We start from the raw sequence: 21,943 nt of genomic DNA on the forward strand, positions 1-21,943 counted from the left end.
AAGCAAGAAATAGAGTATGACTACGATGCTTAGTCAAATTAAATCTCTAGTATCTGCTTTTCGTTACCTGTACTCGTTTTCTCCATCGGGAGTTATCGTTAATCTGGTGCTTATGCTGTTGCAAGGAGCGACAGCTGGTATTGGTATATTGTTGCTAATACCTATGTTGGGATTTATTGGCCTGGAAGATTCAACAATGCCTGATATCCAGTTCACAGAGTCGCTTGAAAGTGCTTTAGGATTTCTAGGCATTAACTTGAGTTTGATGACTGTTCTGGTAGTGTATGTATCGATATTGTCATTGGTAGCGTTCGTTCAATATTCGTTAACCGTCCAAGTTTCAAAAATCCAACAAAGAATTATTTGTTACTTTCGCGAGCTGCTTCACTTTGCTCTTTTAAAATCAAATTGGCAGTTTATTACCGAAAATAAATTATCTAAGTTTGGGCATACATTGACATTGCAGATTCAGTCAATGGGAAATGTGTTTCAGCAGTTATTGTTGCTGATAAGCCAGATGCTTATGATTTTTGTGTATGTAACATTGGCTATTCTTTTGTCCTGGGAAATAAGCTTGTTAGCCGTACTTTTTGCGGCAGCTCTTGTTCTTCCGATTATTCCATTTAACCATAAAATACATCAAGCAGGAAAAAAAAGGCTACTTGGTTTTAGTGATATTTTTCAAATTATTGGTGAGCAACTTGACAGCATTAAAACGATTAAAACTTTTAATGCGGAGTATTTTTTTCATAAAAAGCTAAAGGTAGCAAACCAGAAACTAGAGAAGCAAGTCGTTCTTGCTAGCTCAGCTAATGCGCTATCCAAGTTAATGTTTACTATTGCTTCTGTTGTTTTTATTAGCGCAATTTTTTATGTTTCTTTAGTCTGGTTAGAAGTAGCTGTTTCGACTCTGCTACTTGTTTTGTTTATTTTTTCTCGATTGCTGCCGAGTATCGCCACCTTAATTAATACGCTTCACTTGTTATTATTTGAGCTACCGTCTATTGAGGATGTTAGAGAAACAATAAAAACCTTTAGGGTGAATGAGCAAATTGATTTTTCAGCCTCAAAACTGAAAGCGTTTGATAGTTCAGAACATGACGGTGTTATTGAATTTAAAAATGTTGTTTATCGTTATCCAGGGAAAGCTTTAAATGCGATCGACAATTTGTCGTTTAAAATTGCAATCAATCAAACAACCGTATTTTTTGGGCCATCTGGCTCGGGCAAAACAACGACAGCAGATTTACTAGTCGGATTGTTAATGCCAACAGCAGGCAAAGTTGTTATTAATAATCAGCATTTGAATCCTGAGTTACTAATGTCATGGCGGCATAATGTGGCTTATGTCACCCAAGAAAACCACCTGTTTCACCAATCTATCAGAGATAATCTTAACTGGGTAAGTGAAGGAATAACCGAGCACGAAATTTGGCTCGCGTTAGAGCAAGCGTCCGCTAAAGATTTTGTCGAGAGATTGCCTGATGGGCTAGACAGTATTATTGGCGATAAAGGTGTACGAATTTCGGGTGGGGAACGGCAGAGACTGGCGCTTGCCAGGGCACTATTGAAAAAGCCAAAGTTACTTGTGTTGGATGAAGCGACAAGTGCGCTAGATAAAGTTAACGAACAGAAAATTCAAAGCGCACTAGCTCGTTTAAAGGGGAAGTTAACGATAATAATTATTGCTCATAGAGATTCGAGCATTCGAAATGCTGATCAAGTCGTTTATTTTGGCGATAGTTCCGACGAGCAAAAAATAAGTAAGATATCTTCAATTAATGTTTATTAGTGCAGTTAGTTAAGCCAAATTAAATTGAAGCGAACTTTGTAACAATATTGATTTGTATTCTATGATTAAAAATTATCAGGTGAATTTAGAAGTTGATTTTTAAGTAATAATTACGAGCCAGAGAGCTATTGCTTTGTTTTGAGACAGTATTGCCAATATTTCTTTAGCTTCACAAATGAAGCGAGTAAATATCATGAAACTATATATTTATGGTTGCCTACTGTTAGTGCTTTTAGGTTGCGAACCAGGAACCGGAGAGTTTTTTGAGGACGACTCTGGAAATGAGCCTCCTCCCCAAACCAGTGAATTGCTAAGCCAGATACAACAAACTGTGTTTACGCCCATCTGCATTCAATGTCATATTGGCGCGCAAGCGCCGCAAGGATTGAGGCTAGAAAGTGAGGTAATTGCTTTTCAATCCCTGGTCAATGTCGCGGCTGTCGGGAACTCTGATTTTGATTTAGTAAAACCATTTGATCCCGAGAATAGTTATCTTGTGTTAAAAGTTCGAGGAGATCCTCGTGCCGGACAGAGAATGCCTCTCGGATTAGCGCCTCTTAGTGATGAGAGTATTCAGTTGATAGAAGAATGGATAAGGGAGGGGGCGTTGCCAATTCCTGAGTCGAATTTGACTAAAGTAATTTCTATTACTAGAGAGAAATCAAAAGGTAGTTTTTCAAATTCATATATCGTCACTTTTAGTTCTCCGTTAGTTCCGGCAGCGTTTTCTTACGATAGCATTTTTTTATACGAGTTCAATGGTTCGCACAAATATCTGTTAACGCCAGGTGAGTATCAAATAAAACCACTTAATAGTTTTCAATTTAAAATAGTGCTTGAACAACGCACCAGAGAGTTAGAAGGATTGACGTTGGTTTTGAATGACCCTGACGGTTCTCCTCTAATTGACTTGAATAATAAAACTCTTGATGGTGACAATGATAATCAAGAAGGGGGAAGGTATGAATTTCACCTTGAATTGCGTAATGAGTAAGAATTTATTCCTTAAGTTTATTTTTGTTGCAGCTTCGGTTTTCTCTGCAAATCAAGCTAAAGCGGAACCCTATATTTCTATCAAGACAAACCAGCCTTGTTCGGCCTGCCATGTTAATCCGAGCGGAGGAGGAATGAGAACAAGCTATGGAAACGTCTATGGTTATATGGAGTTGCCAGCAGAAAGTTCCGATGCAAACAATTTTGACTTCGCTAAAGTATCGGAATTTATTCAGTTTGGCGGAAATTTAAGGTATGACTTCGACGCATCAAAAGACGACGCTACCGATAAAACCGCTAGCGGCTTTGGAGTGGAGTCTGCGCAAATTTACACTTTAATTAAAGCTGGGAGAGACGATTTATTACTCTATCTTGATCAGCAAGTTTCACCAGGAACAGCTTTGAGTAGAGAGGCTTTGCTAATCAAAAAGTTCGACAATGGTGATTACTTGAAAGTTGGTAAAATGATGCCTTCTCTAGGATTGAGAATCGAAGATGACGGGGCTTTTATTCGACAAGTGACCGGGTTTAATTTTGACAATAGTGATAATGGTATTGAGTATGGGTTAACCAGCGGTTCTTCCTTTTACAACTTTTTCATTACTAATGGAACAAGTTCAGTAACGAATGACGACAATAAGTTTCAGTTTGGGGCTCGCGCTGAGTATTTTCTAGGTGACTTTCGTATAGGGGGAGCTGCAGTAATTAATCAAGGCGATGAGGTTGATAAGAAAATATTAGCCTTGTTTGCGGGGTATCATTGGAATAATTTCACCATTATGGGAGAAATCGATACGGTAAATAACCAAAATAATGGTACTGCAAATGGAAATGGTGAAGATATTACGGAATTGATCGGTCTGATTGAATTGAATTATGAAACCAGCAAAGGCCATAATATTAAAGTGACCACAGAATACCATGATCCTGATGATGATTTTAAGGAAGATCACAGAATTAGAAACTCGGTTGTCTACGAATACACGCCTTACTCAAATATTCAACTTCGGTTTGGATATCGAGAGCGTGAAGCACCACCACAATTTCCAGAACAGAATCTGGAGAGAATCTTTGTGCAAACACATTTTTATTTTTGAATTTATGCTTTCTAGTAGGCGCTTTTGCGTATAAGTGGTTCTGGAGTTTTTATAGTCATGTATTGTGACTTGTTTTACGGAGGTTAGTATTGAAGTATTTGTATGTCATATCAACTGAAATAATGATTTCCACTTCAGTTGATATGACGGCTAGATAAGAAATTTATTATGCGCTACTGTAGGCTAAAGTTCATAAGCAAGATTACCCGTCAGACTCCAACACCTCAAAATCATCTTCTTCTAATTTAAAGTTTCCATCTTCTTGCATTACCCAAAGCTCCTTATGGATCACGCCGCTGGCTTTATTCATTTTCCAGTGAGACTCAACGATGACCGATTTTTCGTCGATGACGTTGAACGCGGGATTAACATATTCCACTTCAGCAAAACCCTCATCAATTAAGTTTTGCCAAAATTGTTTAATTGCTTCGGTGCCGTTGAATGTGCCGAAAGGGCGAGCATGCATAGTTGCGTTCGCTGTATATTGGTTAGCACATCCGGCTGAATTCCCTTGATTAAAGGCGTTTTTCCAGTCTTCGCTAGCACTGCCCACTTTTGCTAGTAGCGTTGTTTTCTGTTCGGTATTCATTGATCTGTCCTATCTGTTCGGTTGACTATAGGTTCATGATAAAGAGATTAAGTGTTTAGAAAAAGATAGCAAATCAATAATTACTGTTCTAAAATACCGAACAATATTGAAGGGTAGAGCTATATTAAAGGATAGGGCATTATTAAAAAGTATCAAACAAAATGATATCGACAAACACAATCAAATACCTGCGTCACATGGTGGTTTTTTCTCGTGTAGTCGAAGCCGGTTCGATTAGCGCCGCCGCTGAAGATTTGGACATTTCTAAATCGGTGGTCAGTCAACAGCTGAAGTCTCTGGAAGCAGAGCTAGGCGTCGTGTTGTTGAAAAGAACAACTCGCCAACAAATCTTGACGCCGGTAGGCAAGGCGTTTTATCTGCAGTGCCAAAAGATTAATCAGCTCACCCAGAAAGCCTGGGATGATGCCAGGGATAGTCAGATAGAACCAACCGGCTCGATTTCAGTCAACGCTCCACACGCGCTGATCGAGCCTGTGATTTCGCCTGCCGTTGGTGCGATGGTTAATCGATATAACAAAATAGTCCCCACCATACTGGCTAATGATCAGAGAGTTGACTTAATAGAGAAAGGAGTCGACTTAGCTATCCGAGTTGGAGAAATGCCTTCAAGTGAATACCGACAGAGATTAGTCGGCCAATTTCGCGAAGTCTTGTGTGCTAGTCCAGATTACATTCGAGAAAAAAACTTATCCGCTGTAGCGCTACTCAAGGATCCTGAAGTTGCCGAGAGTTGTGATTATGTTGCCAATACCTGGCAGGGTAAGAATATTAATCACGAACTTTCTCATAAAAATACAGGTAAAAAAGGGACAGTTACTTTTCATGCTAATCGATTTAATGATTCTTTAAGCTCAGTGATCGCAATGGTTAAAGCGGGCGCAGGTATCGCTTTAATTCCTGATTTTTTATTTTATCCCTGTCAACAAAAGCATGAATTAGAAAATATCTTTAGTGATTATTTGCTGCCTTCAGTGCCGGTTTATTCCGTTCATGCTTTTGGTAGTAACCCGCCGTTAAATGTGAAATTAGCTATCGACTTTATTAAGAGTCAAATGTCAGCGATTACCTGAAGTAAAGAGATGGTTGATAAAGCAATAGCTAATCAAGTGATGGCTAACAAAAACCAGCTTCAGCTTTAGTTGTTATTAAAGAAGAAGCTGGTTGTGGTCTATCAACACTTGGGAAAACTAAGAACCGGAAAATTCCTTAATCGCTTCTTTTATTCGTTGATAGGACCCCAGGTTTTGATTGTTCAGTTTATATCGCTGATTAACCAACAGGGTCGGTGATACTCCAACTCGATGGTGTTGTGCATAAAGTTTTGATTGTTTTACTTTGTTTTTTAACCAGAAAGAATTATTGACTTCGTCATACTTTTTTTCGCTGACGCCGAGAGCAATAAAAAATTCTTTCATGTCCTTTTCACCCCTAAATGGTTTTTTCTCTACATGAATACGATGGAATATTTGACTATGGCTCTGGTCAAGAACACCTAATTTTTCTCCAAGGAAATACGCTTTTACGTAGATCTTCCACGATGGTCTTAATTCTATTGGTACAGGCTTCACTTTTAGGTTTGGGTAATCTGACTTTATTTCAGTCATAAAACCTTCGATTGAGTAACAAGCACTGCAAGCATAGTTAAAAAACTCTTCAACCATTGGCTCGCTATTAACATTCGGACCTGTGACTTGGTAGTCTTTGCCTTTTTCGAAGTTACCTTTTGCTGAAGCACTTTGCAGAACTGATAGAATTAGCATGGTGAAAAGCAAGTAGTATTTTTTCATAGTATATTCCTTAAATGTGAAAGACAATTAAATGAGTTGTTACGTTTTCGATAGCGATAGCTGGCGCATTATTGAATTGAATCTAACAAGGTACGCAACTTACCTGGCGTCGTTAATCCCAGCCTAATCTGACCATCGGGCAAAATCATCGTAGGTGTCGAACTTATGCCGAGCTCTTGCGCCAATTTGAGTTGTTTGGGCAAAGAGGTTGCACATTGGGCAGAGCCAAAAAATTGGTTTTTCATCGCCAGAGTCATATTTTTTTGTGGATCATTAGAACAAAGTACCGCGACTGTTTTTTCGAAACTCGTCGAATTTATACCGGCGCGAGGTAACATGACATAATTGATGGTAATGCCTTCTGCATTGAATGCGTCCATATGTTGATGAAATTGGCGACAAAATGTGCAATCGATGTCAGTAAATAATGTGACGACTTTTTGTTGCGGTGTTGACGATTCAAATGACAGGTACATGGTTTCATCGAGATTAGAAATCCGTTCTTTGCGGTAGTTTTGAGCCCTTAACTCAGTAATGTTTTGACCGGTTTTCGTATCTAATATTGGACCGGCGAAAATGTAGCGTCCGTCAGCGCTTGCGAAGTAGCTTTTTGCATCGATACTAATTTCGTAAAGACGATCATTAAAGCGCGTTAGTTTGAGGCGGGGATTGTTACCAAATAACTGTTTGATCTGGGTTTCGACATCCGTAGAAAGTTCATCCTTCTGGGTTGTGTCACCGGCGCTAAGTATTCCGTAAGGCTGTAGCAGCAAAACGAGGGCTGCTATCAGAAATGCTCTCAAGTTCATCAGTAAACTCCATTCAAGTTGAATAGCGTTTATATACCGAGAGAGAACTAATGCCTTGTAAAATTATCTATCATTACCCAAGAATGAACCGAAAACCATCTAAAATTATCTAAAAGTTCATATTAAACAATAGGTTAAGAAAGTTGCCTTGAGCGACGAAAAACCTGGTTAACTGCAATACGAGTGATTGCTTGGTCTGTCGTACAGGCTGATTCTTCGTCAGACTTTTGGGTTTGTTTCAGCTGGCCGCAATCAATTGATAAGTTTTTCGGACTCTGATTTTCTTTCTCGCTTCGAGCTTTAATGCTGGTGCGCTGCCGCTCTAAATCCGCCTCAAGTTGGCTCGCATTGATTTGGTTGAGTTGAGCCTGAAGTTTATCGGGAACTTGTGTCGCTTTATTCTGGTTCGCGATTAATTGTTGGAGTGATTGGATTCGTTCATCGAATACTTCGACCGTACATTCCGCTCGAACAAAGTCCAGATTTTGAACACCATCAATGGCGTATTGCAAAGCGTCGATCACATTACCTTTCTTTTGATAGAGCCGGCTTAAAAGGTTAGCCGCGGCAGAGGTTTCATAAGCAGAACTTTTCTCGCTGGATAAAATAGTCTGGAGATGAGTTTCTGCCTCTGGAAGATTATTATTCCGATACAATATTTCTGCGAGTAGTAGTCGTGACTCCCTGGAGTCGGGATTTTCAGTTAATGAAAAACGAAGCCATTCCTCAGCTGCTTTATCTTCCCCTTGTTGAAAGGCGACAACTGCTTTTGAGTAGGCGCTAATTGCAGGCATAGCGAAATGCTTTTCGAGTTTGTTATTTTGATGAGCTGGGATTGATATTGCTGCGATGGTTGCGAAAATGCTGATACAAGAAACACAGGCGGCCCACTTTATTGGCGTGGATAACTGCAATGTCTTTTTAACGGATGTATCAGCGACCCAACGGTAGCCCACATTAGGTTGGGTTCGAATCAGTTCATTATCTGGAGATAATTTTCGAAGTTCACCAATCAGTTGAAAAAGCGTATGGTCTTGTACATGCTCAGAGCGCCATATTGCCTGAAACAACTCCTTCTTGGTGAGGGTTCTATCATTATTCCTTAGCAGAAATTCTAATAATTGGGCTGTTTTGGGCCGAATATCACAGCGAACTTCTCCTCGATATAGATGATAGGTTTGAGTATTAAACCGAAAGTCTAAAAATCGAATTTGCGCCATGATGCTCTCTCGAAGTTTTAAGGTACGAAGCAAGAACTTAACAATCAACGGACTAACTTGCAAGATCCCCATTTTAATTATTTATTCTAACGTGAAAAACAACGAATGTATGTTTTTTGAACAGCTTAATCGCTTTTTAGCAAAATGATGCTAAAAAATCCCAACTAATCCTCTTTTGTTACGTATTATTAAATCAGGTTAACCCTTATCACCAATTCGCGCGTTAACCATCATACCTGAGTAGTCAAAAAAAGAATTAAGAAAAGGGGATATCATTGAAAATCAAATTACTGGTTGCGCTTGGCGCAATAATTTCTATTCAGCCGTGTCTGGCTGACTCAATATCCAAAGAAATCGAAGCGGTTGAAAAAGGACTACGTTCTACAACCCGGTTTGTCAACGATCCGGTTTGGACTATTGAGCGGAGAATGGAGCACTATGGTGTGCCAGGAGTCAGTATTGCTGTTATTAAGGATTATAAAGTTTACTGGGTTAAGCATTACGGTGTAACAGATAAAGAAACTAATAAAGCGGTTAATGACAACACCTTGTTTCAGGCTGGCTCTATCAGTAAACCGGTTGCAGCCTATGGTGCACTTAAACTGGTTGAACAAAAAAAGCTTTCCCTTGATAGTCCAGTTAATGAACAATTGGTCGGATGGAAAATACCCGATAACGAATATACCAAAAAGCGACCGATAGCATTAAAGCACTTATTGAATCACAGCGCTGGATTAACAGTACACGGATTTGGAGGTTATGCAGTTGGCTCTCCTGTTCCCACAGTGACACAAGTATTAGACGGTAAGAAACCTGCTAACTCCGCTGCGGTTAGAGCAAATATTTTACCTGAGACGGAATTTCGTTATTCCGGTGGCGGATATACTGTGATGCAAAAACTGGTGTCGGATGTGACTAAAACAGACTACCCAGAGATTATGGATAAATTAGTTTTAGCCCCGCTCGCGATGACGCGCAGTACTTACGAGCAACCATTGCCACCTGAAAAATTGAAATTCGCAGCAGCAGGGTATTTACCCAACAAACAACCTGTCCCGGGTAAGCGGCATACTTATCCTGAAATGGCGGCTGCAGGTTTATGGACGACCGCGGAAGACTTAGCCAGGTTTGCCATTGATGTTCAACTTTCCATTAAGGGAGATAAGGGCAGGATATTAAGTCAATCGATGACAAATAAAATGCTAACGCCTTTTGTCAGTAAAGATACCGGGCTTGGTTTTTTCATTCAGTCTAAGAATAACAGCACTTACTTTGGCCATGGCGGCTGGGATGAAGGATTTAGTGCGGATTTAATGGCGCATAAAAATGACGGTTATGGTGTCGTTATCATGACTAATTCAAACCATCCGGCATTTATTGAAGAATTAAGAAATAGTGTCGCAGCTTACTATCAATGGGATAACTTTTTAGACCCTGAACTAGTTGCTTTGCCTATCAGTAAAGCAGAGCAACAGCGAATCGTTGGTCGATATCGTTTTTCGCCCGACATGATATTTACTATCTTCGCCGAAAATGATCGCGTGTTTATGCAATATCTGAATGATGACACAATGGAAGTATTTCGAATTGGTGATAATCAATATGTTCGCAGAGAATTTGCCAGAAAATTTCGATTTGAAAAAAGCCAGGGAAAGGGGAGTGTCGATTTAATTTTTGGTATTAATAATGAGCGTACTCATGTTCGAGCGCGGATGAAAAAGGGTGAGATAGTTCCTTTTGAGTTGGTTATGGCCGGTCAGTTGCAAAAAGCGGAAAAGCGATACGCGACATTTTTTGCCAAGTACCCGGATGAAAAAGGATCAGTTGAATGGAATTTATTGAAGAGGGCTGACAAGTTGGTAAGTGAGAACAAGGATGACACCGCCATCGCGCTGCTTAGGATGAGTAGCCGCCTGTTTTCAAATTCTCCGAATAGCTTTAGAAAGCTGGCTCAGTATTACCAGGAAAAAGGGGATAAGAAAAACGCTATTTTGAATTTCAAGAAAGCGTTGGCAATTCAGCCGGAGAATCAACAACTTGCTCAGGCGCTTAAGTCGCTAGGAAGTTAAGCAATAGAAATCTAATTAAATCTCCTCTCAACTAATACTCAATCCTTGTAGTTTTGCTTATTACAAGGATTGATATGATTCTCTCTACTTTTCTTATTGTCACCTATTACGCAATGAGCAGGCTCAAGAGTATCTCGAATACTTTGTTAGGAATTTGGCTTTTCCAGGTGGTATGACTGGCTAATATATTTAGGCTATGAGATTATAATAGCAAATTAACCGGATTGTTGAACTCCTGCTGGATGAGACTGACATCTTTTCTCTGTGCACTACTTTTCTGTTTTGTAAGCTACTCGGCTCATAGTGAAGTAAGTGCTACGAATGCTACCACCAAAATAAATAATGGCCTGTTTTCACCTATTCTCTATCGCGCCAATACAAACAGTGATAGAACATTTTCTCCCGATGCGGCTATAGCTCAAGATGATAAAGGTTTTATCTGGTATGGCTCGGGCGGTGGTTTATTCCGCTACGATGGGTATGAATATAAAAAGACCAAGTTAAAATTACCCACTGGCGAAGTCGAAGGCTTACATGTTTTGGCGCTTTTGCCAGATAAAGAACACTTGTGGATAGGGACGCTTAGCGAAGGACTATTTCATTATAACATGCGGACCGGTGAAGCAACTCAATATAACAAAGAAAAAGGTGATTCGAGTTCCCTGGCCGACACTCACGTGATGGGGCTGGCTTTTGATCACTCTTCTCAACTTTGGGTAACAACCTCTAAGGGGTTAAGTAGGTTTGACGCTACTACAAAAACGTTTCAAAACTTTGTCTCAAGCGAACAACCGAAAAATCCTTATGCTAATTATATTTTCGATTTAGCTTTCGATTCGGACAATAGACTTTGGCTAGCAACAGCTAATGGTATTGCACATTTCGATCATGAATCTCAGGCATTTCACCGAGTTTATACAGATAGCGTCAGCAGTGATGAGTATAAAAAAGAACTGAAAGATATTGTTGTTTCGCGCATTCTTATTGCGTCAGACGAAAGGATTTGGTTAACCACTTTTAGCGCTGGCGTCTTTGTGATTGACCATAAAAAGCGAGAGTTCTTTGCTCTACCAATGGAGGAGGAAGGTAAAGGTAAAACTCATGCTGGTATCACTCAGGCCGGTGATCAAATCTGGGTTTCCGGCACTGAGGGGGTTCAAGTAAGAAACGCGGTAACAGGTGCGTTAGAACATGTAATTAAAGCTGATTTACCGCATAAACACGGCTTGTCAAATAATCAAGTGTTTGAGCTAATGACTTCGCGGTCGGGATTGGTTTGGTTGTCTACTCTAAAAGGATTACAGTTTTATAATCCTTTTAATAAAGCTTTTCAAATGATTAGCGCTAGCAAAGAAGATAGCAAGCAGCTATTTGAAAGTGGCATCTTAAATGTGTATTTACTTGGTGATGAAAACTTGCTCGTAGTTGCGAGAGATAAAGTGGTTACATTTAATTTAACCAATGGAAACATTAGCACTTTCCTCGAAAATTTTGATAAGGATGTTGGTGGAATTCATTCTGTCATACGTGAAAGTGAAACTGTTTTCTGGTTTGGTAGCGCCAATGGAAAAATTTTACGTTTCGATGCCGAATCAAAAGAAAGTTTAATGATTAAAGCGCCAACTCCCGAAGTAACCAAAGCTAATCATATCAAAGTTCTTATTGTTCAGAATGAAAAGTATTTATGGTTTTCATCATCTGCCGGAAATCATCGTTTAAATATTAAAACGTTAGAATTTGAGCCAGTCGTTAATTCTGCCGGGGATATGATTAGAGCAACTCAGAGAAAAGCCATTGAAACCTGCGATGGGCAACTACTGTTATTAGCCTCTGGTGGAATTGGCCTGGTGACAAAAGGAAAAACTGAACTTCGTGCATTTACTAAAAGTAGTGGTTTGGAAACTGTTAAAGGCAGCGACCTCAGGAATTTCGAAAAAGATAATCAATGTAATATTTATGTAAGCCACAATAATGGAATCGATAAGTTGATTGAAATTGACGAAGACGAACTTATTTTTGAGCCATTCGCAGCTGAAGTTGTAAAAAAAACAGAAAGAGTAAAGACGCTTTTACAATTGAAAAATGGTAATTTTTGGTACGGTACAGAATATTATATTGATTCAAATGGAAGGGAACTTTCACATTTTCTAAGTGCAGATGGCAATATCGATGACACAGAGAGACCCGACTTGCTGAATATGCGAGATGGAAGGATAATCAGTGTCTCAACTCAGCAAATGCTCCTGGTAAATCCTGATGAATTTAAAGCGTGGCAGTACCAACCTCCATTAGTTATTACAGAAGCAAAGGTTGAAGGAGAGGAGGTCGTTGTCAATTCTGCTGAGCAAGGGTTAAGTTTAAAGCCTGGTCAAACTAATTTTTCAGTTCGTTTTTCATCGCTCGATTATACCGAACCGAAATCAAATTTATACCGTTACAAAATGCTTGGTTCAGATGATAAGTGGCAAGAGGTATCTTCCGAATTGCGTTTTATTAACTATCAATCGCTAACACCGGGTCACTACCAATTGCTTATCCAGGGCTCAAATCGTCACGGTGAGTGGTCGGAAAATTCAATTTTGCTAAACATTGAAGCGTCGCCGTTTTTCTATCAGACGTTATGGTTTAAATGGCTGGTTGGTTTAGTTATTGTTGTCAGTTTATTTTGGCTGATGCAATGGCGAATTAGAAAGGTATCCGCACAACAAAAAGTGTTGGCCGAGATAAAGATGAAGGCCGAACGCACGGAATTAGTGCAAGAGTTACTTGAGAAAAAGAATAATCTGCTGGCTAATATTTCTCACGAATTTAAAACGCCACTAACCTTAATTTTAGGACCTTTGAAATCGCTGATTAATCATTCAGAAAATAAACAACAAAGTGATGATTTGCAGCTGGTTAAACGCAATGCGCAAAGATTGCAAAGAATGGTTGAGCAGATCCTGGAACTTGCCCGTTTGGATTATTATCAAGAAGAACAAAACGGCGTGATCAATATGAGTGATTTGACAAGGCATATTTGTCAGTCACTGGAATCGTTATTTGTGAGCCACCAGGTCACCTTTACTATGGATATTGAAGGCGAACTATTTGTCGCACTGACGAGTGATTCCGCTGAGAAAATTCTCGTTAATCTATTAACTAATGCGGTTAAGTATAATCGCGATAATGGGAGTGTTAATCTGGAACTAAAAAGCGTTGATGGAAAAATAATTTTAAGTGTTTCAGATACAGGAATTGGCATTGATGTAAATGAACTGGAAATGCTATTTCAGCGTTTTGTGCGACTAAATCAACGACATAACAAAAACATACAGGGCTCCGGATTAGGACTGGCGTTGGTTAAAGAATTAGTCGAGCAGGTAGATGGTGAAATCAGGGTCGCGAGCCAAACAGGCGAGGGAACAACTTTTACCATCAGCCTGCCACAAGCTGAGGTGCCGGCTTTACAGCAAGAAGTTGAGTTGGATGAGGAGTATATCCAGCAAGAAATGGATATTCTTGATAGTTGGGAGAATGCTAACAATAAACTAAACGCTGATGATTCAATCGATAATCAAGATCTTGATAGCTACAACGGTAAGCCCAGGCTGCTAATTGTCGAAGATAGTATCGATATGCAGCAATTTATCGGTCAATGTTTAGCGCCTCATTTCCAATGTCGTTTTGCCGACGATGGCCAACAAGGTATCGCAATAGCCTTGGAGATGGTGCCGGACATTATTGTGACCGACCTGATGATGCCCAATAAATCAGGCTATGAACTCGCGCAAACTTTGAGAGCGGATGAAAGGACTTCGCATATTCCTATTATTATGCTCACGGCAAAAGGAGATAATCAAAGCAGGATTGATGCCTGGAAGTCGGATATTGATGCCTATCTAGCTAAACCTTTTGACAGTGAAGAGTTAGTGATTAGGGCAAAAAATATCCTCAATATTCGTCAGATGTTAGGTCGCCGTCTGGGGCATCTAATCCATTCACCCAATCAGGATGCCAAGTCAAAACAAGAAAAGAAATCGGATTTAGCAGAGCTATCGCCTAAAGATCAACAATTCTTAAATCGGCTCGAAGTGTTTGTTGGCGAAGCCTACCAGCAACCTGATCTCGATTTAAAAACAACGGCAAAAGTGATCGCGATGAGTGAGCGCCAACTTCAACGTAAATTAAAAGCATTACTCGATCAAACCTTAAGAGATTATCTGCGACTCTATCGATTACAACGTGCTGCTGAGTTGTTAGCCAAAGGACACCAAATAACCCAAGTATCGCTGGATGTCGGTTTTACTACCGCTAATTACTTTAGTCAGTGCTTTAAAGCGCACTATGGAATGAGCCCTTCTGATTATCAATCTGAGAACAGTCTATAGCAGTGGCTACAGTGGCAAGGCGGCTAAAATTGCTTTCGCTAGGGTAATTTCTTTAAAATCAGAGTGTTACTATTTTTTTGTCATCTTATGGATAGTCATTTTGGCGTCCCATCGTACCTATTTGACGTCTGATTTAATGTCAATTTCTCCCAAATCGTTACCCTGAACCTATTCATTGTTCACTCGCGTTGATCGACCTTTACCTCAGCTCTCAATGCGAAAAAATAGGTTAAATTCGTATGAACCCGTTGTTTAAAAAATCTGCAATTGCTTTAGCTGTGTATTGCGTTAGTCCATTCTCATATGCTGAAAATACCACTCAAGGTACCAATGCCGGGTCGCAGTTGACCGGTGATCATAATGTCATGATCGGAGAGAGCGCCGGACTTAGCGCGACCGGGACCGATTACAGCGTTTTTATTGGTAAGGAGGCCGGCTATAGCAACACTTTAGCCGATGATAACGTTTTCATCGGTTATCAGGCGGGTTACTCAGAAACTACCAGCACCGATAACACCTTTGTTGGTACACAGGCGGGTTATACCAACCACGCAACCGACAACACCTTCATTGGGACTAAGGCTGGCTTCGCTAATACCACTGGCGGAGATAACACCTTTATCGGCGAAGAGGCCGGTATGAATAATACTGAGGGATACGATAATACCTTTATTGGAGAGGATACAGGTTATAACAATACTGGTGGCGATAAAAATACAGCTATCGGTAGTCGTGCGCTCTATTTTAATAAGTCGGGGTACTACAATACGGCGATTGGTTTTGAGGCCGGTTGGGAAATTGGTAATGCTCAGGCCTGGTATAGTGGAGGAGCCGGTGAAACTAATGCAGTACGCAATACAGTGGTGGGGAATTCCGCAGGTCTCGATATCGGTGCAGGTATTGCTAATACCTGTGTTGGCGATAACGCTTGCCCCAATACCGAACATGCGGACTTTAATACTTTTATCGGTGTTCAGGCTGGTTTTGATAATAACCGTACAAATACAGATGGGGAGAACATTGCCAACCGTAATACCGGGTTAGGTACCTATGCTGGCTATACTAACCGCACCGGTGCCGACAATGTCTGGATAGGTGCCTTCAGTGATTCCGGCAAGCGCTTAGCTAATTATGACCATGAAACCGAGGTCAATCACTTAAAGCAAGAGACTGCCTGGACCATTGGAGAAGGGCATCAGGAAACCGCGGGAAATACCGATGTTCACCGCACCACAGTGATGGGCAACTTTGCCTCTAGTAAAGAAGATGATTCTATCAGTATCGGCTATAACGCCCGTACCGAGAATCTTAACAGCATTGCCATAGGTAGTGGCGCAATCAGTAATGAGCTGGAGTCGATTGTGCTGGGCTATCAAACTCTAAGCCATGGTAATTACACTTTTACTGTGGGAAGCGCCAATACGCTTAGCTGGGATCCCAATACCGATGCCGTAACCAGCCTTGGCACTAGTAGTTACCGCTTTAAAGATGTTCACTCCAATAAAGTTTCGATCAATGCTGCGGCAAGCAGTGCCGCCACTATCGATTTACATGCCGATGCGGGTAGTGCAGATGATGATAAGTGGGCGATTAGTGCTGCCGACGGCGGTGATCTCACTGTCAGTTCACAGGCGTCCGGTTCCAGCGCCAATATCCTTACACTAGAAAACGATGGCGATGTGACTATCGCCGGTAATCTTACCGTTAACTCTGATCGTCGCTTAAAACAAGGAATCAACAAAATAGCAAACGCAACCGAACTGCTTTCAAAAATTGAGGGGGTAACTTATCTCTGGAAGCCGGAACTTAAGCGCGATAACAAAAAGCAATATGGTTTGATCGCACAAAACGTCGAAGCAGCGATCCCTGAGCTAATTAGCGAAGGTAAAGATGGAATAAAGTCAGTTAATTACCAGGCAATGATCCCCGTATTAATTAACGCGGTTAATGACCAACAAAAACAAATTGCCGAGCAGCAAAAGCAAATTGAAGCATTAGTAAAGCTATTGGAAGCGAAGTAGTCACTATTTGGGTCTAAAGGACAGTAATGATGAAGTTAATTCAAGAAGGCTCTTTCACTACCAAAGCAAATCGACAGAAACTGAGCGCGCCTACTCATGTTTTATTCCTATTTCTAGCTTTGACATCGAGCATAGTAAAAGCCGGAACAATTACCGTGGAGAACGGTGGTGTTGTCCAAGGCAGTGGAACTATCGTTAGCGATGTAATCGTTAATAGTGGCGGTAGCTTAAACCCGGGTCAAAGCCCTGGGTGTCTTGCTATGAACAATCTTGATTATTCCGGTGGCGGAACGCTAACCGCTGAAATCGGCGGCGATACTGCCTGTACCGGTTATGACCAATTACGAGTGACCGGTACCGTTGCACTCGGCGCAATCCTCGACTTGTCGGCTTACAACTCTTTTGTACCGGTCGCTGGCGACTCGTACCAAATTATTGACAATGACGGTGCTGACTCTGTTACCGGAATTTTCACCGGGTTAGAAGAAGGAGATGTTCTTACTTTATCCGGAAAAAATTTGAGTATTAGTTATACCGGCGGTGACGGAAATGACGTTGTTTTAACTGCACTGTCGGATCAGACTATTACTTTTCCCGCTCCGGCCGATCAAACCTACGATGTCGGCAGTATTAATGTCGCAGCTACGGCGACTTCGGGTTTATCGGTTTCTTTTAGTTCTAATTCGCTTTCAATATGTAGCGTAAGCGGCAGTACGGTTTCTATTCTTAATGTGGGGACTTGTTCGATCACTGCGTCACAATCAGGTAATGCAAGCTATAATGCCGCGGTAAATGTGACTCAGACTTTCACTGTTAATAAAGCCGACCAAACCATTAGTTTTGGCGCTCTGGCAAATAAAACTTATGGTGATGCTGACTTTGCTCTTGGTGCTTCAAGTAATTCGGGATTAACGGTTAGCTTTTCTTCAACTACTTCATCAGTATGTAGCGTATCGGGAACTACGCTATCAATCGTGGGGGCAGGAAGCTGCTCAATCACTGCGTCACAAGAGGGGGATAGCAATTACAACGCCGCAACAGATGTTACTCAGAGCTTTACCATTAATAAAGCCAATCAATCGATTAATTTTGCGTCTTTGGTAGATAAAACCTTCGGCGATGCTGCGTTCGGCATTAGTGCGTCGAGTGATTCCGGGTTAGCGGTGAGCTTTGTCTCGACCACGACTTCGGTATGTAGCGTATCGGGTTCAATTGTTTCGATTGTTTCGGCCGGTGACTGTTCCATTACCGCTTCACAAAGTGGTGACTCAAACTACAACGCAGCAACGAATATGGTGCAAAGCTTCACCGTTAACAAAGCGGAACAATCAATTAGTTTTACTACTCTTGCCGATAAGACTTACGGAGATGCTGATTTCTCCATTAGTGCATCCAGTAGCTCAGGTTTAGCCGTAGCTTTCGCTTCCACAACGAACGAGGTTTGTACGGTCACTGGTTCAACTGTTTCGATTTTAGCGGCCGGTAGTTGTTCAATCTCCGCCAACCAGGCAGGTAATACCAATTACAACGCGGCTGCTGAGGTTGCACAAACTTTTGTCGTGAATAAGGCTGACCAATCGATTAGCTTTACCGCTTTAGTCGATAAGACTTTCGGCGATGCATCGTTTGCCATTAGCGCATCCAGTGATTCCGGTTTGGCGGTCAGTTTTGTTTCGACTACCACGTCGGTGTGTACCTTGTCAGGCTCTACTGTCTCGATAGTCGCAGCAGGCAGCTGTTCGATAACGGCTTCGCAAGCTGGAAATACCAACTACAATGCAGCAACCAATGTTGCGCAGAGTTTTACCGTTAATCAGGCCTCCCAATCCATTAGCTTTGCTGCAATTGCTGGTAGAGAATTTAGTGAGGGTGGATTTGACTTAGTTGCATCAGCAGATTCCGGACTGGCAGTCAGTTTTGCTTCAAGCACACCTTCCGTCTGTACCGTTTCAGGGAGCCGCGTGTCTCTGGTTTATATTGGAGAATGTACCATTAGTGCCTCACAAGCCGGCGATGGTAACTATCTGGCAGCGACAGATGTGGTGCGTAGCTTTAATGTGGCGGGAGATGACACTGATGGTGATGGTATTCCGAATGATGTCGACACCGATGACGACAATGATGGCGTTGAAGACAGTGAAGATGCCTTCCCGTTAGATTCAACTGAGTCAGTTGATACCGATGGTGATGGTATCGGAAATAATGCGGATACCGATGATGATAACGATGGTGTTTTAGATGAGGAAGATACCTTCCCACTGGATGAAACCGAGTGGCAGGATTCTGATGGTGATGGTATTGGTGACAACAGCGATGATACGCCTTATCCCTACTCCGGTGATATTAATTTCGAATTCACTGATTATGTGGTAGCTGAAAATGGAACCAGTGTTGAAGTCAAAGTCACTCGTACCAATGGTGATTATGAAGAGCTGAGCGTTGATTATGCATTGCAAGATGGTACTAATCCGGATAGTTCAGCCACAGCCACCAATGACTACGAGTTTGCCGCCGGAACCTTAACCTTTGCTGATGGTGAAGTAGAGCAAAGTGTGAGGATTAATATTGTGGATGATTCAACCTATGAAGGCGATGAGTCCTTTACTATTAGCCTAAGTAATCTCCACAGTGTCGGTGACTCTACAATAGGCTCGGTCGCAATTGCCACGATAACCATTCAGGAAGATGATGCGGTTCCACCAGCCGGAGAAATCGGATTTGAGTTTGATACTGAGTTGGTGAATGAAAATGATGGCAGTTTTGCTATCAAGGTGGTTCGTACCGGTGGAAGTTATGGAGAAGTGTCAGTTGTTTTAGCCACCCAGGATGATAGCGCAGTGGCAATAAGTGACTACACGGCTCTAAGTCAGACCCTAACTTTCGCTGATGGTGAAACCGAAAAAGACGTCACCATTAATCTGGTGGATGATGAGGTATACGAATCTGATGAGTCGTTTAGAGTGACGTTATCTAACGTAACCGGCGGGGCGACTTTAGGTACATCAAGTACAACCGTAACCATTTTAGACGATGAGCCGCTGCCACCATCCGGTGTCCTTGGAATGGAAAACGCTAGCTATCAAGTGAATGAAAATGACGTTTCATTTGAAGTGACCATTGTTCGCAGTGGCGGAAGCTTTGGCGAAGTGAGTGCGGACATAGTGTCACGAAACGACTCAGCAATTGCTGGCGAAGATTATCAAGGCGTGAATCAACCCCTGACCTTTGCTGATGGTGAAGTTACTAAGACGATTACCGTTAATTTAATGGACGATTCAACCTATGAAGGTGACGAGACATTCAGTTTACAATTGGCGAATGCTGTTGGCACCGAGCTCAACAATCAAATGTTATCAACAGTAACCATCATTGAAGACGATGCGGTGCCGCCGGCGGGGGTGATTCAATTTAGCGGCGCGGCTTACGCTATGAGTGAAGCGGGTGGCGACTTAACCGTCACAGTCACTCGAACCAATGGCAGTTTTGGCGAAGTGACAGTCGACTTAGCGGTGACCGGCGGGACGGCGATTCACGGGGTTGACTATCGAATCGCTGACAGTCAATTAACCTTCTTCGATGGTGATGTCAGCAAAACGGTTTCAATCCTGGTGCTTGACGATAGTGACTATGAAGGGGAAGAAAACTTTGTTCTTGAATTAACTCATCTAACTGGCGATGCCAGCTTAGGCAGTGTTAACCAGACCACTATCACAATTGAAGAAAATGACCCGGTTCCGGCCAGTGGCAACATTCAATTAAGTGGCAACGCCTTTAGCATTAGTGAGTCCTTCAGTGAACTGACTGTGACGGTTATCAGAACCAATGGTAACTATGGTGATATCAGCGTTGACTACCAATTTATCGACAGTACAGCCATCAACGGCGAAGACTTTAACGCGACTAACGGGACTTTGTATTTCGCTGATGGCGAAACCAGTCAAACACTGGTTATCGATATCGTTGATGATAGCCGGGATGAAAATAATGAATCGTTCAGTATCGAGTTGAGTAACCCGGTTAATACAACAATCGCTGGAGAGGCCGGCGCTACAGTAACGATTAACGATAACGATGAAGCTGTTGAAGAAGAACAAGGTCAAAATTCATCTTCAGGTGGTGGTGCGATTTATTGGTTATTGCTTGCGTGCTTACTATTGATTAATAGACGACGAGCTTAGCTCGTTGTCTTTGTTCGTTTAGCAGTGGATAATTTTTAGCATGGATAAAAATGAAGTTAACCTCTACCTGTTACCTGAATCTGATGACTACCCAACGATGAATATTGTTGTTAATGGCGCGCAAGGCGTTATTTCGAGTACCTTTTCTGGAATCAGTTTCGAGCACCTCGGAAGTGATTTTATTGACTGGTTTGAGACTCGGTTTTTATCACCTGTTGATGCATTTAAGTTTACTCTTTTTGGTGAGTCGGAAAAGTGTTTTTCACTTTATTCTGAGCTGTATCAAAAGGGGGCCAGAGTTAGTCTGGTGAATTAGATTTTACTCTCAATACTGCGAGTTCTATCGACGCTGAGGATGATCATGAAAGAAAATGATGTACTTGTATATGTTGCAGGAAAGGATGAAGCCGGCATTAGGATTCATGTGCAGGTTGGCAAGGAGGAGAGGGTCAATACACTAATTTTTTCTGACTACAATCATGTATACGAAGAAAGTTTTTTACAGTGGCTTAAAACCAAAACTCACTTGCCTATCAGTGCGTTGAATTTTACACTTTGCGGGCGGCTGGAAAAGGAGTTTCAACTATTTTCTGAGCTTTATTCAGCTGGAGCAAAAGTGAGTTTGGTTGCATGAATTTAAAACTAGCAGGCTATTGCTCCTGCATAACCCGAATATAATATCCTCGTAAAAATATAACATTCTTAACATTCCAGTAAAAAGTCGCTCCTAAAATTGCCTATACTTCATTTCTCTGAAAAACACCACGTAATAAAGATAATTTCTATAAATATCAATAAGTTAAAATTGTTTTGTCACCTTGGCTATATATATTTTGGCATCTCATTGTAGCCAATTGGCGTATGGATGAATGTTGTTGTCCGGCTAAAAAGATACTTTAACCCTCACGTAAATTTAGCCCTAGTATGAGACGAAAAAAGGATCGTTCTCAGTAAATTATCTAGTGCTTATTGATACTTTTCAGTGAGGTTTAGCTAA

At 41.4% G+C, this 21,943-nt stretch carries 14 protein-coding genes; 10 read left to right on the plus strand and 4 right to left on the minus strand.

Annotated elements, in window-relative coordinates; translation table 11 throughout:
- Positions 1-16 precede the first annotated feature (16 nt).
- From FLL46_RS01095 to FLL46_RS01105, 3 genes are all read left to right on the plus strand, one after another.
- Positions 17-1,792 (plus strand): ABC transporter ATP-binding protein, encoded by a 1,776-nt coding sequence (locus FLL46_RS01095; RefSeq protein ID WP_142891573.1) that lies wholly within the window; start codon positions 17-19, stop codon positions 1,790-1,792.
- Positions 1,793-1,985: 193 nt separating this feature from the next.
- Positions 1,986-2,786, plus strand: coding sequence for a hypothetical protein (locus tag FLL46_RS01100; protein ID WP_168203990.1), 801 nt, complete (start codon positions 1,986-1,988; stop codon positions 2,784-2,786).
- Positions 2,779-3,882, plus strand: a complete 1,104-nt coding sequence (locus tag FLL46_RS01105; protein WP_142891575.1) for a hypothetical protein — start codon at positions 2,779-2,781, stop codon at positions 3,880-3,882. The genes FLL46_RS01100 and FLL46_RS01105 overlap by 8 nt, the downstream gene beginning before the upstream one ends.
- 202 nt (positions 3,883-4,084) lie before the next feature.
- Here FLL46_RS01105 and FLL46_RS01110 read toward each other — a convergent pair whose 3' ends face one another.
- Complete coding sequence (locus FLL46_RS01110; protein ID WP_142891576.1) at positions 4,085-4,471, minus strand: nuclear transport factor 2 family protein; 387 nt, start codon at positions 4,469-4,471, stop codon at positions 4,085-4,087.
- A 161-nt stretch (positions 4,472-4,632) separates the two neighbouring features.
- Here FLL46_RS01110 and FLL46_RS01115 point away from each other — a divergent pair, with 161 nt between their 5' ends.
- On the plus strand, positions 4,633-5,562 hold the full coding sequence (locus FLL46_RS01115) for a LysR family transcriptional regulator (RefSeq protein ID WP_210418561.1): 930 nt from the start codon (positions 4,633-4,635) through the stop codon (positions 5,560-5,562).
- Positions 5,563-5,679: 117 nt separating this feature from the next.
- Here the strand turns inward: FLL46_RS01115 and FLL46_RS01120 are convergent, their stop codons facing one another.
- The 3 genes from FLL46_RS01120 to FLL46_RS01130 all read right to left on the minus strand — a co-directional run bounded on the left by FLL46_RS01120 (position 5,680) and on the right by FLL46_RS01130 (position 8,308).
- Positions 5,680-6,279: a thiol:disulfide interchange protein DsbA/DsbL gene (locus FLL46_RS01120; RefSeq protein ID WP_142891577.1), complete on the minus strand. Its 600-nt coding sequence runs from the start codon at positions 6,277-6,279 to the stop codon at positions 5,680-5,682.
- Positions 6,280-6,347: 68 nt separating this feature from the next.
- Positions 6,348-7,088, minus strand: coding sequence for a DsbC family protein (locus tag FLL46_RS01125; RefSeq protein ID WP_142891578.1), 741 nt, complete (start codon positions 7,086-7,088; stop codon positions 6,348-6,350).
- Positions 7,089-7,222: 134 nt separating this feature from the next.
- Entirely contained in the window at positions 7,223-8,308 is a 1,086-nt protein-coding gene (locus FLL46_RS01130; protein ID WP_168203991.1) for a winged helix-turn-helix domain-containing protein, read from the minus strand.
- Positions 8,309-8,583: 275 nt separating this feature from the next.
- On the opposite strand from FLL46_RS01130, the gene FLL46_RS01135 reads away from it, so the two are divergent.
- From FLL46_RS01135 to FLL46_RS01160, 6 genes are all read left to right on the plus strand, one after another.
- Positions 8,584-10,377: a serine hydrolase domain-containing protein gene (locus FLL46_RS01135; protein ID WP_142891580.1), complete on the plus strand. Its 1,794-nt coding sequence runs from the start codon at positions 8,584-8,586 to the stop codon at positions 10,375-10,377.
- A gap of 242 nt (positions 10,378-10,619) precedes the next feature.
- Positions 10,620-14,747, plus strand: coding sequence for an ATP-binding protein (locus FLL46_RS01140; protein WP_142891581.1), 4,128 nt, complete (start codon positions 10,620-10,622; stop codon positions 14,745-14,747).
- A 239-nt stretch (positions 14,748-14,986) separates the two neighbouring features.
- A complete protein-coding gene (locus FLL46_RS01145; RefSeq protein ID WP_142891582.1) occupies positions 14,987-16,768 on the plus strand; it encodes a tail fiber domain-containing protein in 1,782 nt (593 codons plus the stop codon).
- A gap of 26 nt (positions 16,769-16,794) precedes the next feature.
- Positions 16,795-20,946: a Calx-beta domain-containing protein gene (locus tag FLL46_RS01150; protein ID WP_142891583.1), complete on the plus strand. Its 4,152-nt coding sequence runs from the start codon at positions 16,795-16,797 to the stop codon at positions 20,944-20,946.
- A 40-nt stretch (positions 20,947-20,986) separates the two neighbouring features.
- Positions 20,987-21,262 (plus strand): hypothetical protein, encoded by a 276-nt coding sequence (locus FLL46_RS01155; RefSeq protein ID WP_142891584.1) that lies wholly within the window; start codon positions 20,987-20,989, stop codon positions 21,260-21,262.
- A 45-nt stretch (positions 21,263-21,307) separates the two neighbouring features.
- Positions 21,308-21,580, plus strand: coding sequence for a hypothetical protein (locus FLL46_RS01160; RefSeq protein WP_142891585.1), 273 nt, complete (start codon positions 21,308-21,310; stop codon positions 21,578-21,580).
- Positions 21,581-21,943: the final 363 nt, after the last annotated feature.

Source organism: Aliikangiella coralliicola, assembly GCF_007004725.1.
GTDB lineage: Bacteria > Pseudomonadota > Gammaproteobacteria > Enterobacterales > Kangiellaceae > Aliikangiella > Aliikangiella coralliicola.

Coding starts and splice junctions, on each gene's coding strand:
- FLL46_RS01140 (WP_142891581.1), top strand. CDS start 10,620: ATGAGACTGACATCTTTTCTCTGTGCACTACTTTTCTGTTTTGTAAGC.
- FLL46_RS01130 (WP_168203991.1), bottom strand. CDS start 8,308: ATGGCGCAAATTCGATTTTTAGACTTTCGGTTTAATACTCAAACCTAT.
- FLL46_RS01110 (WP_142891576.1), bottom strand. CDS start 4,471: ATGAATACCGAACAGAAAACAACGCTACTAGCAAAAGTGGGCAGTGCT.
- FLL46_RS01150 (WP_142891583.1), top strand. CDS start 16,795: ATGATGAAGTTAATTCAAGAAGGCTCTTTCACTACCAAAGCAAATCGA.
- FLL46_RS01160 (WP_142891585.1), top strand. CDS start 21,308: ATGAAAGAAAATGATGTACTTGTATATGTTGCAGGAAAGGATGAAGCC.
- FLL46_RS01100 (WP_168203990.1), top strand. CDS start 1,986: ATGAAACTATATATTTATGGTTGCCTACTGTTAGTGCTTTTAGGTTGC.
- FLL46_RS01115 (WP_210418561.1), top strand. CDS start 4,633: ATGATATCGACAAACACAATCAAATACCTGCGTCACATGGTGGTTTTT.
- FLL46_RS01105 (WP_142891575.1), top strand. CDS start 2,779: ATGAGTAAGAATTTATTCCTTAAGTTTATTTTTGTTGCAGCTTCGGTT.
- FLL46_RS01095 (WP_142891573.1), top strand. CDS start 17: ATGACTACGATGCTTAGTCAAATTAAATCTCTAGTATCTGCTTTTCGT.
- FLL46_RS01145 (WP_142891582.1), top strand. CDS start 14,987: ATGAACCCGTTGTTTAAAAAATCTGCAATTGCTTTAGCTGTGTATTGC.
- FLL46_RS01155 (WP_142891584.1), top strand. CDS start 20,987: ATGGATAAAAATGAAGTTAACCTCTACCTGTTACCTGAATCTGATGAC.
- FLL46_RS01120 (WP_142891577.1), bottom strand. CDS start 6,279: ATGAAAAAATACTACTTGCTTTTCACCATGCTAATTCTATCAGTTCTG.
- FLL46_RS01125 (WP_142891578.1), bottom strand. CDS start 7,088: ATGAACTTGAGAGCATTTCTGATAGCAGCCCTCGTTTTGCTGCTACAG.